Source organism: Pelagibacterium montanilacus, from assembly GCF_003992665.1.
Lineage (GTDB): Bacteria > Pseudomonadota > Alphaproteobacteria > Rhizobiales > Devosiaceae > Pelagibacterium > Pelagibacterium montanilacus.
This window is the reverse complement of record NZ_RZMX01000018.1, coordinates 83,638-95,243: the sequence shown is the minus strand read 5'-3', so window position 1 is coordinate 95,243 and position 11,606 is coordinate 83,638. Positions and strand designations below refer to the sequence as shown.

Annotated in this window: 12 protein-coding genes; 4 read left to right on the top strand and 8 right to left on the bottom strand. The window is 63.4% G+C overall.

The features are described from left to right. Positions 1-4: 4 nt before the first annotated feature. A protein-coding gene (locus EO136_RS08495; protein WP_425466595.1) for an IS5 family transposase occupies positions 5-759 on the bottom strand; the annotation gives its coding sequence in 2 pieces (ribosomal slippage) (positions 5-424 and positions 427-759; 753 coding nt in all). A gap of 330 nt (positions 760-1,089) precedes the next feature. On the opposite strand from EO136_RS08495, the gene EO136_RS08490 reads away from it, so the two are divergent. The 4 genes from EO136_RS08490 (at position 1,090) to EO136_RS18955 (ending at position 2,162) form a co-directional block, all read left to right on the top strand. Then, a complete protein-coding gene (locus EO136_RS08490; RefSeq protein ID WP_127144020.1) occupies positions 1,090-1,299 on the top strand; it encodes a cold-shock protein in 210 nt (69 codons plus the stop codon). Positions 1,300-1,348: 49 nt separating this feature from the next. Beyond that, on the top strand, positions 1,349-1,561 hold the full coding sequence (locus EO136_RS08485) for a hypothetical protein (RefSeq protein ID WP_127144019.1): 213 nt from the start codon (positions 1,349-1,351) through the stop codon (positions 1,559-1,561). A 127-nt stretch (positions 1,562-1,688) separates the two neighbouring features. Beyond that, positions 1,689-1,865, top strand: a complete 177-nt coding sequence (locus EO136_RS18565; protein ID WP_164730501.1) for a hypothetical protein — start codon at positions 1,689-1,691, stop codon at positions 1,863-1,865. Positions 1,866-2,030: 165 nt separating this feature from the next. Further along, the gene (locus EO136_RS18955) at positions 2,031-2,162 is read left to right on the top strand and encodes a hypothetical protein (RefSeq protein WP_281280372.1); all 132 of its coding nucleotides are present in this window, start codon (positions 2,031-2,033) and stop codon (positions 2,160-2,162) included. 54 nt (positions 2,163-2,216) lie between these two features. On the opposite strand, the gene EO136_RS08480 is transcribed toward EO136_RS18955, so the two are convergent. From EO136_RS08480 to EO136_RS08450, 7 genes are all read right to left on the bottom strand, one after another. After that, positions 2,217-2,951: a GntR family transcriptional regulator gene (locus EO136_RS08480; protein WP_127144018.1), complete on the bottom strand. Its 735-nt coding sequence runs from the start codon at positions 2,949-2,951 to the stop codon at positions 2,217-2,219. Between the two features lie 124 nt (positions 2,952-3,075). After that, on the bottom strand, positions 3,076-4,614 hold the full coding sequence (locus EO136_RS08475; RefSeq protein WP_127144017.1) for a tripartite tricarboxylate transporter permease: 1,539 nt from the start codon (positions 4,612-4,614) through the stop codon (positions 3,076-3,078). Positions 4,615-4,627: 13 nt separating this feature from the next. Beyond that, positions 4,628-5,146, bottom strand: coding sequence for a tripartite tricarboxylate transporter TctB family protein (locus EO136_RS08470; protein ID WP_127144016.1), 519 nt, complete (start codon positions 5,144-5,146; stop codon positions 4,628-4,630). A 64-nt stretch (positions 5,147-5,210) separates the two neighbouring features. Then, positions 5,211-6,266 carry a Bug family tripartite tricarboxylate transporter substrate binding protein gene (locus EO136_RS08465; RefSeq protein ID WP_164730500.1) on the bottom strand — a complete coding sequence of 352 codons (1,056 nt, stop codon included), beginning with the start codon at positions 6,264-6,266 and terminating at the stop codon, positions 5,211-5,213. 442 nt (positions 6,267-6,708) lie between these two features. Beyond that, entirely contained in the window at positions 6,709-7,422 is a 714-nt protein-coding gene (locus tag EO136_RS08460) for a hypothetical protein (RefSeq protein WP_127144014.1), read from the bottom strand. A gap of 3 nt (positions 7,423-7,425) precedes the next feature. After that, positions 7,426-10,398, bottom strand: a complete 2,973-nt coding sequence (locus tag EO136_RS08455) for a vWA domain-containing protein (RefSeq protein WP_127144013.1) — start codon at positions 10,396-10,398, stop codon at positions 7,426-7,428. Positions 10,399-10,427: 29 nt separating this feature from the next. Further along, the gene (locus EO136_RS08450; RefSeq protein ID WP_127144012.1) at positions 10,428-11,537 is read right to left on the bottom strand and encodes a hypothetical protein; all 1,110 of its coding nucleotides are present in this window, start codon (positions 11,535-11,537) and stop codon (positions 10,428-10,430) included. Between the last annotated feature and the right edge of the window lie 69 nt (positions 11,538-11,606).

Genomic DNA, 11,606 nt, shown 5'->3' with positions numbered 1-11,606 from the left:
TCAATCATAGCCAGTATGCGACTGCTGCTGCGAGCATGACAGCGGAGAGGTAGTTCCGGGCGAGTTTGTCGTATCGTGTCGCTACACGGCGGAAATCCTTGAGGCGGCAGAAGGTAGCTTCGACGCGCCAGCGGTCCTTGTAGCGCTTCTCATCGTAACGGATGATGCGCTTGCGGTTTTTGCGTCCAGGGATCACGGGGATGGTGCTCTGGCTGCGCAAAGTGGATCGCAGTCGATTGGCATCATAGCCCCGGTCAGCAATGAGCCGCTTCATGCCTGTGGTTTCCCCGATCAGCAGGTCAGTCCCCTTCATGTCCGAGGCGTTGCCGGGTGTCAGGATGAGGCGGAGCGGCCTTCCAATAACGTCGACGAGCGCATGGACCTTGGTGGTCCGGCCACCACGCGAGATGCCAATGGCGTTGGCTTTCGCCCCCCTTTTGCCCCACCTGCGCCGCGATGGGCCTTGATATAGCTGCTGTCGATCTGGGCCGTTTCCGCAATCCAGCCCTTGTCGGTCAAAGCCATCAGGATGCGGGCCCAGACCCCGCGACGGCTCCAACGGTTCCAGCGATTGTAGACGGTTGTCGCAGGGCCATATTCGACAGGGCAATCAACCCAGCGCCCACCGCACTTGAGCATATGAATGATCCCCGAAATCACCCGTCGGTCGTCGACCCGGCGTGCTCCGGGCTGGTTTTGAGGGAGGTGCGGCTCAATGGCCGCCCAAGCTTCGTCGCTCAACCAAAACAGTCTGCTCATCAACACCTCCAGCTCCATTTGACGCCAAAAAATCTGATTTGCAGCATCTATTCAATATGCTGATTGGGTTTGGACCCTAGTGTGCGAGGCAGGAGCGAGCGCCCCCCTGTTCTGGGGAACCGGACCGAAGCAAAGGGTCAGCGCTTGCTATTAGGGCCGGGAAGGCCCATATAGACGTTACGTTTTCAGCCGTCATAGGCTACCTGATCACCGGCTTTGCCGGATTGCTTGGCTATCCCTCGATTTTTGCGAACGTGCCGACCCTGCGAGCCCGCAGGGCGTATACATGCTCGTACGTATCGTTCCGAGCCAACCACCAAGGTATCTCCCATGATCAATGGCACCGTTAAGTTCTTCAATTCCACCAAAGGCTTCGGCTTCATCACGCCGGCCGATGGATCCAAGGACGCATTCGTGCACATCTCGGCTGTCGAGCAAGCGGGCCTGTCTGGCCTCGCCGAAGGCCAGAAGGTCTCCTACGACCTCGAAAAGGGCCGCGACGGCAAGGTTTCTGCAGCCAATCTGCAGCTCGCCGACTAAAGCTCAGTGGGCCGCCCTCAGGGGCGGCCCTACTCCAACAGGAAATGCCATGACCAGCACACTTCGTGCGATTGCGGAAACCCGCTTTGCCGCACTCGTGCGGCGCGAGGAAAACGTCATGAACTCGGTTCACGACGAACACTCAGAAGTTCGCGAAAAGACGGCCCGGTTGCGCGCCCTGCGCCTTGCAACAGAGGCCCAGACGATCGCCGACCGCACCAGCAAGCTCGAGCACAAGCGTCGGGCAAAGCCAGCCGGCTGAGGCCCGCTCTGCGGGCTGCTCTCTGCGGCCCGGTAGCGACCAGATTCAATGGACTGCCCCCTTATGCCGCCGGCATAGCGGAACCCGCCGACCCTTGAGGTCGGACCAATCCCGAGGAGCGAGCACCATGACTGACGTCAACGCTGCCGAATCGTCCAAGATCATCGTTCTCAGGCCCGCACGCCCGGCCAAAAGCCTGGACTTTGACCGCCTGCTCTATCCGGTCTTTGCCAAGGCCTTTGGGGAGCGCGTCGAAACCGTGCCTGTCCCAACTCCCGTTGCTCCTGCCATGGCTGCCCTTTGAGCCGGCGCTCAGGCACCGCACTCTGGCCCATGGGCGCCCAGAAGGCGCTCAACTGGAGCGTTCTGGCCGGGGCACTAAGCCTCGTTGTCTATGTCACGACCGTCGCTGGACTTTGACCAAGGCGAAGGCCGTTCCTCTCCGGTCTACCCATATCGGATGCGCCAGATGACAAACACCGTTACACGATACGCCCTCGTCGCGATCATTGCGGTGTTTGCGGCACTCGTCTGGTTTGGGGCATCGGACCGCGACAGCATCGGCCCTCCGGTTCCGGTGGATCAGTACCGCAACCTCTGAACATGCCGACCGCGCCCGCCATGGCTGGTTGGCAGTCATCTGCCGGCCCCGCCTTCAACCCCGCTGGAAATCGAACGCGATGCCGAACCGGTTCTCGGGGTGGAAGGTCTCTGTCATCAGGAATGTTTCGCCGTCATCGCCTCGATAGCGGCGCCGTATGACGAGCGCCGGGCTGCCCGGATCCGCTTCAACGTGCTCGGCCATGCGCTTGGGCATACGGCGCGCGAAGATGTCCACATGGGCGTGGGACGCGCGGTAGCCATGCCGATCCTCGATCTGCCTCAGCGTGGCGTGGTAAGCTGCGTTGGGTGCCGTCAGAACGCCCTTGAACCGTGGGGCAATCCACGCATCGATCCAGGCAATTACCATCCCGTCGGGAAGCGAGCGCAGCGCCTCGAGCGTATACCAGGTCGTGCCTTCAGCGGCATGGAGCGTTGCTGCCAGCGTATCATCGGCCACCACCTTGCCCGTCGCCAGAACCCGGCGGTGGGTTTCGGGCGGATATTGCAGCATTTCGTCAAGCGAGCCCAGCGACTGCACGAAACCTGCCTTCGGCCGGTCGGCAATGACCATGGTGCCGATACCAGGCCGCGGGGCGACAAATCCTGCCTCCTTGAGATCGGATATGGCGCGACGGATGGTAAACCGGCTGGCTCCGAACCTGTGGGTCAGTTCGTGCTCTGTGGGCAGGCAGGTGCCTATCGGACACTGGCCGGACTCGATCTCGCGGCGCAGCGTGGCCTCGATCTCGGCGTAGCGGGTCAGAATTTTCCTGTCCGGTTTGGCCATGGGGACTCTCCGATGGATTCGCGAACCGAACGCCAATCCAGATTGTGCAAGGGACCGAAACGGGCCCCCGAGTCAAGACCGGGGCACGATCGCGCCCCGGTCCATGTCCCCTTTCCGATGGAGATCACTCCACCATCATGTCGCCTGTCTGGGCTGTACCGGCAGCCCTTGCGGCCATTCTCCGCCGCATCTGGCGACGCTTGAGCGCACCCCAGATCAGCAAACCGATAGCAACGGCAACGATGGATGCAGCGATCGGACGTGTGATGAACTGGATGAAGTTGTTGTCGTTCATGTTCAGACCGATCCGCAGCGAGCGCTCGAACTCGGACCCCAGGAACACACCCAGCGCCGCAGCGGCGGTCGAATAGCCGTAACGCAGCATGAAGTAGCCCACCACACCTGCACCAAGCGCGATTCCCACGTCGAGGATACGGGTGTTGAGCGCGTAGGTGCCCATGCAGACCATTGCGAGCGCGAGGACGATCACAACCTGACGGTTCATGGTCACGGCCTTGAGCATCAGGCGAGCCATGCCCCAGCCGGTGAAGGCCAGGAGGAAGGTCGAGGCCAGAAGGCCGGCGATCGCGGCATAAAGCAGATGGGGAGCATTCACCACCATCAGCGGGCCGGGGACGAATCCCTGAACCGTCAGGGCAGCCAACAACAGCACCATCGAGCCGGACACCGGAATACCAAGGCCAAGCGTCGGGATCAGTTCACCTGAGTTCGAGGCGTTCTGCGCGGCTTCGTTGGCGCCGATGCCTTCGATCGAGCCTTTGCCGAACTCCTCGGGCGTCTTGGAGAACATCTGGGCCGTCTGGTATGAGATCATCGCCGCGGGCGTTGCACCGGCGCCGGGGATCGACCCGACAAACGTGCCTACGATCGTGCCGCTGAACATCGCCGGCACGGCAGGCTTGATCGCCTTGAACCCTGGCCATTTGGTGTTGTTGAGCCCGCCCGAGAGGTCTTTCCACTGGAAAGACTGACGCGCCGAGCGGAACAATTCGCTGACCGCCAGCAGACCGATCACCAGCGCAACCGGCTCGAGCCCGGAGCGCAACTCGCGCAGGCCGAAATCCATGCGCGTGACCATGTTGATCGGATCGAGCCCGATCAGGCCGACACCGATACCGAAGGTCGCCGCCATCATGCCCTTGATCATGTTGTCGCCAGCAAGGCTGATCAGCGCGACAAAGCCCAGGCAATAGAGTCCGAAAATCTCGGGGAAGCTGAAGTAGTAGGCCATGCCCATGAGCGGCACGACGAGCAGGATGAACATCAGGACCGAAAGGGCCTGACCACTCAGCGCGGCCACGAGCGAGACCGCCAGGGCCAGAGCACTTTTACCACGCTTGTGCAGAGTATGGCCGTCGATGACCGTCAGGATGGCAGCCGGATTGCCCGGGATACCCATGAGAATGGCAGGTATTGAGTTGCCGTAACCCACACCCACGCTGATCGAAAGCAGGAAGGCCACGCCAATGACCGGCGACATGACGAAGGTAAAGGGCAGAACGAGCCCGTAGGCGAGCGTCGTGCCGATTCCCGGCATCGCTCCCGATACCACGCCGAACAATGTACCGGCGACCACGGCAACCCATATCCAGGGATCGCCCATGAGCGCGAGACCGCCCAGAAGAGGTTGGAGAAAATCCATCGCACTTTGTCCTTTAGAGAATGATCCAACCGAGGTCGCGGAACAACCCGGTCAACGGCCCTACAGGGACCCGGACGCTCAACGCCTGCGCAAAGACCAAATAGGAGGCGGTAGAGAACACAATGGCGATGGTCACCATTACCTGCCACTTGCGCTCGCCGAGCACGAACAGTCCGGCGAGTATGAACAACGGCGTAGCGAAAAGATAACCCAGAGGCTGGAACGCTATGGCGTAGGCCAGGCATACGCCCACCAGAAGGAAGGCCTGCAGAGCCGAGGCCGGACTTTCAGGCTCATCGGGTGATCCTTCCGAGACCATCACGTGTCCCGCTCCTTGGCGCCAGGCCACGACGTGGCGAAACGCCAGGAACGCACCACCCACGGCCAGCATGCCACCGACGGCATAAAACGCCATGCGCGGACCGATGGGGTCGCGCATCATGCCCTGGGTGATGTCTGTTGCCTGGAAGATGACAAATAGGCCGAGCAGCGCGAATGCGAGCGCGACCAAGAGATCAATGCGGCGGTCCATGCCGTCCTCCGCTCGAATACAGGGAAATATGGCCGCGGCGCCCGAAGCGCCGCGGCCACAGATATTACTGGTCGCCCCAGTACATACCGAGGTCACGGAAGATCTGGATCGAGACTTCGAGACCTTCGTCAGCCAATGCGGTGGCTTCTTCAGGATCGAGGTCGATCAGCTCGAGGGCGGCAACCTGCTCGCGCTGAGCGATGTAGTCTTCGTCCTGAGCGGCAGCAGAGAAAAGCTCATAGAGCCACTGACGGTGCTCGTCGCTCACTTCCGGCGCCGTGGCGATCGTCCGCGTCTGCGAGAACGGATCGTCTTCGATGCCCATGCTTGCAGCCGAAGGAACATCTTCCCAGGGCGCACCGAAGGGCCCTTCGCCTGCCCCCATGAGCAGTTCCATGCGGCCCGCATCAAAGTGCGGACGCAGGACGTCGGGCGGAAGCGCCGTAATGTCGCCTTCACCCGAGGCAACGGCAAGCGCGCGCTCGGTCGGGTTGCCTGCGATCACGTCACGAACGGTGAAGTCCAGACCATTGGCCCAGAAGCGGATCGCCGCGTCCATGCCGCCGCCGGGGCCGCCGGTAATGTGACGCACGCTGTCGGGGTTCTCCTGTGCGTAGGCAACGAACTCCTCGACGGTATCGCCCCAGGGAGCATCTGCACGCTGGACGAGGAAGAAGGGCACGCGCTCGGTGGCAATCACGGGGTTGAGCGCATCCTGGGACTGGCCGGTCATGCTCTCGATGTCGAGCGCAGCCATGTCGACCATGGCGTCGGGCAGCGTCAGCACATAGTTGATGTAACCGTCAGTGGCGATTTCACCCTGATCGCGGATCCAGGCGATGCCTTCCCACGTGCCGAAATTAGTGAAGTCGACGCGGTGCTCGACAACCACTGGCTGCGGCGAAAGCCGGGTCGCGGCATCCGCGATCTGGTTGGCGTAGACGCTGTCGGCAGAGCCGGGCTCATCGATTACCAGCAGCACGATGGGACGATTGGGGAAACCGTCTTCGAGCGGCTCCATCTGCTGGGCCAGCGCCGGACCGGCGAGCAGAAGCCCGACTGCGGTTGCGGCCGCAAAAGACCGCCCCCGGAAGAGCCCCGAGGTGAAGTGGCTAGACATTGAGTATTCCTCCCTTGGCATGCCCCGCTCGGGGCTAACGTGCGCTCCTCCGCCGCTGCCGTCTCCTACCAACGGCACTTGCGATATGTATCGAGCGCTCATCAAGAAAATACAATGTCCGGACAAATTGCAAGATGGAAATTCAACTTTGTCCGGACATTTTATCCGGAACCCTCAGTGGCAAAGCAGAAGCGCCCCGGTTGCCCCCATAAGGCCACCTGGTCCATCCTGCGGACATGGTTGGATCGCCCTGCCCCGACCGCCTGCCGCGGTAGGGCAAAGCTGAGGCATACACGAAAAGTGGCCACCCTTCATGAGGCGGCCATAGGTCGCTGGCCTGACGCTATCCCGTTCTGATTGAATTCAGAACGGGATAACGCCAAGTCCCTGATGTGTCGCGTTTCCGAACCGGACAAGTGTGTCCGCTTTTCCTGGAAACGCTTTAGTCGATCCGGTTTGCCCTGAAGGGCGTCACGGTCCGGCAGTTCAGGCTGCCGAGCAGGGCCTGCACCTGGGCGTCCGCCTGGCTCGAGGCGATCGTGTATTCGAACACGCTGGTGCCGGTGATCTCGGTCGGGCTGACAAGTGCCATGCGCCAGATCACGCTTCCCGACGTGCTTCCCGAGCCGTCCGCCAGGCTCTCGTCGACAACCACGCCGCGCCATGACCGATCGCCGGTCCGGGACCAGCGCACCATCCCCCGGGCCTCGACCAACAGGGAATCAGGATGAAAGCCGCCGTTCCAGTCGATCTGGCGCGTCTCGCCGCTCAACTGCGCCGGGATGGCCTGCCCCTGAAGCAGCGGACAGGCCGAACTGTCGGTGGCACCCGCGCTCATGCGCCATATGCCGTCTTCAGGCAGCATCGGCCCCGCCAGATAGACCGGGCAGGACCCGGGACCGCCAAAGGAACGATCGATCTGCTCCGGCGTCTGGGAGCGCCAGCTAAACCCTGTGTCTTCCACGACCAGCGTCATCTGGTCGGCACCCGGCGGGTTGGGCTTACCCAGCATGACTTCGAGGTCCGCAAGCGTAACGTCCGAGAGCGCACACGAGCAGCCCCCGGGCCAGCATGTGGCCATCTGAACCTGTTGGGCGTGAGCGGGTGAAACCGCCAGCATGACCATCACCGCCCAGAGCAGGGCAAAAAACCTCATGGCTCAACTCTCCGGCTGAAACGGCAGAAGGACCGACAGGAGCTCCTCGGGGCTCATGTCTCCGATATCCACGGGGATGACCTCGCCGGTCATCGCGGCCTCGTCCGGCTGGACGATCGGCGCTTGCAACTCGGCGGGTGTGCCGGCCGAGGCCTCGCCCGCCACCGAGAGCGCGGCGAGCGCCCCAGAGGTGCTGACTTCGACTGGCAACGGGCACGCTTGGAGCGGCGCGGCGCTGTCGGTGCCCATGCGGCACTGGATGGGTCCGACCGTCAGCGCGATGGCGTCACAAGCGGACATCATCATTACCGGCGACAGCGCTGCGCCCCGATCGGTGAACGCGTCGATCTCCAGCACCATCGGCTCATCGGGGTTGAGAACCGAGGTCACCGGAGCGTCATTGGCCTGTGCACTGAGCCCGGCGACGAGGGTGAAAGGCTCGTGCCCGCGCTGGGCAAGATCGGCTGCGATGAAACAGCCCGATCCGAACTGGGTTTCCGGCTTCAGGCGAACGCGGATCCGATCGTCGGCACCCTCGAGCGCACTGGTCTGCGGCACGAGAACGGTGGCCAACTCCCCGATGAAGTCCGAAAGATCGACCTCCCCTCCAGATGCGGGAGCAGAAGCGTCTTCCTGCGGCTCGATCCTGAGGTTGGCGGCGATGAAGGGCGCGGCAAGACGCGCGCCGGGATCGCCTTCGGCCCAGTAGCATACAGGCCCTGCGGCACTCTCGAAACAGGGCCCGTTTTCGGGATTCCAGCTAGCAGACGGGATCAGCATCAGGATGCTCTCCCCATTGGTGAACTGCGCTAGCAATTGGCCATCGACGCGCTCGATCTGCCACATCAGCCAACCGCGCGGCAGTTGGGCGGCGAGTCCTGTTGCCTCGTCGCTGACAAAGCAGATGTCCTCTTCGCAAGCCCCCGGCACTGCGGCGGGCGTCTCCTGAAGCGGCCCGGGATCGTCAGTCTGTCCGACAGTCGGGCCATAGAGGTGATCCTGCATGTCCGGCATGGACGGCAGCGACTCGTCAGCTGGCCAGAAAACGACAGGCAGTCCGTTGGCCCCGGAATCCATCGTTCCCGAGAATCCATTGCCATAGGGCGCGAGTGAGACGACGAACGGCTCGGGAGAAAGCGCGGGTAGCGCGAAGCGCAGGAACAGGTACCCCTCCTCCTCGCTTACGCTCTCGAATGGCACCCCGGCAGCATCGCCCGCGCCGACCATGGCCCCTGTGGGCGTGAACACGCCACCATAGGCGGTCGCCTCGGCGTTGATGGTCAGCGAAACCCGGGCCATCTCGATCGGGTCGGTCGGCGCGCCGGCCGGCGCATCGCGCGGCGGGATGGCCCACATCTGCCAGCCGCCTGAGAGGCCAACGACAGAGCCTTCGTCTTCTTCGCTGGCCGATGACACCGGGACAACGAAATCGTTCGGCTGACCGGGGAAAATCTCGACCACCGCGCTGAATTCGGTTTCGCCCGGTCCGATGGCCGAAACGCGATAGCGGCCCGGCTCGAACTCGTTCTCCCACACCACGAGCTCCGAGATCGGCGCGTAGGCTTCCTGGCTCATATCGGGATCGAGCGGAATCGCGTCCCACCAGAGCGGAATCTGGGGAAAATTGTCAGGCGTGCGGAACGTCGCCTTCACCATCGGCATGGCGTCCTGGCCGGGCGCGGCCTGGGTCGCCGCCGCCGCCTGGTCCGCGAGATCGGCGGTGTTGGTCGCGTCCGTGTCCTCGAATGGCACACCCACGCCGAACTCTCGGGAAAAGAGAATCTCCTGCTGGTTGCCCGAGATGTACCGCAGCTCGTATATGCCCGGCTCGACCGGCGCCGTCAGGCCCATACGCTGGGTTTGCCGGTTGCTGTAGGGATACCCCCAGCTGGGGAAATAATCATTTGGGGCCGCGCCGGGCCGCGCGATTACGAGGCGCTGGCCCACCTGGTTGGGTCCGCGCCAGGTGAATTCAAAGCGCGCGTCCGGCTCGACCGACCCGATGGCATCAAAACCGTTGGACGGCGGCACAACTTCGATCGGCTGACGCGCGATGATCCCCTGCCCCGTAACCGCCAGGATGAGGTCGTATTCACCCGGCTCAAGCGGAGCTCGCCGCGTGAACGGGTTGTTGCCAACCTCAGCGCCGCCGAGCACTCCGTAGGACGGACCGACATCAGGTTGTCCCGCGCCGCGCCGCGTGAAGCCCGCGTAATCGACGTTGCGGGCCGTACCCTCGAACGAAATCCTGTAGTCATGCCCCGCTTCCGCTTTAGGCCCTATATCGAAGAAGGCCTCAGCAACGGGCTGAGGCTCGGGCTCTGGTGCAGGTTCGGCTTCGGCGATCTGGTTGAGCGCATCGGCCAGCTCCTGGCCCGATTGCGGGGCCAGCAACAACCCGCCGGTGGCCTCGGCCACGCAGCGCATGGCTTCGGCTTCTTCATCCGTCAGCGCGAAACCCACCACATGGGCGCGGATGGAGATTCCCTCCTCGGCCAATTGCGCGGCGAGCGCGCAGGGGTCGGCATCGCAGGTCTCGAGCCCGTCCGTGACGAGGATGATATCGGCCGATTCCGCCGTTGGCGGGATCATCGAAGCGGCCAGCGAAAGCGAATCCGTGATCGGGGTCATGCCGCGGGGGTTGAGGCGATTGAGATTCGAGGACAGCCCTGCCGGATCATTGATCCCTACATCGGCAATCACTTCGATATCGGCGCAATCACCGCGCCGGTTGTGGCCATAGGCAATCACGCCCAGCGGCTCGGCATTGTCGCGCCTGGTGAAAAAGTCGCCGATCACCTCGCGCGCCACCTCGACCTTGGTGATGCCGCCCTCGAGTTGCCCCCACATGGACCCCGACGCGTCGTAGATCAGAACAGAAGCGCCGTTTGCGTCCTGCGCGGAGGCCGGCGCGGAAAGCGTCGTCAGTGCCCCCAGCGCAAAGGCCAGTCCAAAGCGTCCCACGTGTCTTCGCATCCCGTATTGCCTCTTGTTGTGAGTATTCGTCATGGTCGTCGCGCCGCCCGGAGCGCCATCGCTGCGGCGAGGTGATCGTCGAGGATCGCAAGGTCCGAGGCGAAGGCGGCGATGAGCGTGCCGGGCTCCAGCGGTTCCCAGTAGGGCGGCGGCTCGAGCGCACCGTCGAACACCGGCACTGGCGTCATCACAACGAGGTGTCCGGGACGCATCAGCACGACGGGCCGCAGCCCGCCGCCGGCGGACACGTCCCGGGTACCGGTCTTGTCGCAGCGCGCCACCGCCTCGAGTGGCGCAAATGCAGCGCGCACCTCTTTGCTCAGCGGCGCAGGATCGCCAAAGACGCTATAGCGCGCGTCGAAACCCGCATCGCCGCTTTCCGCCTCGGCCAGCCCATAGGTCAGACGCGGCGCACCGCGCAGCATGGCGGGCGCATCAGTGCCCAGTACGATGGTGAACGTGTCCTCGTCCGCGCCACGCGCGCCCGGGTCCGTAATCTCGACAACCACGAAAACCATTCCGTCCCCCTGCGTGAGTTCCACATTGGAACTGCCGCCGAACTGGAACCCCACCCGCGAGACCGCGACGTCGAAGCCGTCGCGCTCGCCGACCAGTCGATCATCGACCGTTATGACCCGAACCGGCGGAAGCAGGCGCCAGCGTTCGACGACCTCTTTGGACAAGGCCTCTGTCCGCGCTTCGGGCGGGACCGAGATGAGGCCGAGAAGCTCATCGGCCATCTCGGCAAGCACGGCATGCTTGGTTTGCGCACGCGCCGTTTCATCGGTTTTCGTCACCGACATGAGGAACGCGAAAAACGCGCCGCCCACCATCAGTGCCAGTCCGATCATGACACTGCCCATACCGAACCAGCCGAGCACCAGTCCGGCCAGGGCGGCGGCACCCATCTTGAGCCGCAACTGGTTCTCGGTCGCCTCGAACCACGTCTGCCGCTGCTGGTTGAGCCGAATGAGTGTCGGCTTGAGGCGTTCGCGCACTGCCCGGATCTCTGCCCCCGACAGCCTCGTCCCGACGGGACGCGGATTGCCCAGCGTGCCGAACAGCATGCCGCGGGGGCGCGCACGAAACCGGGCCAAGGTCCCGAGTATGGATGGGCCCCTGCCCTTTACGCCGGTCATGAGAGAAATTGCCTCAAAGACCTAAGCCTGTCCTTAGGGCACGGCATGGCTGAGCCGATCGTCATGTCT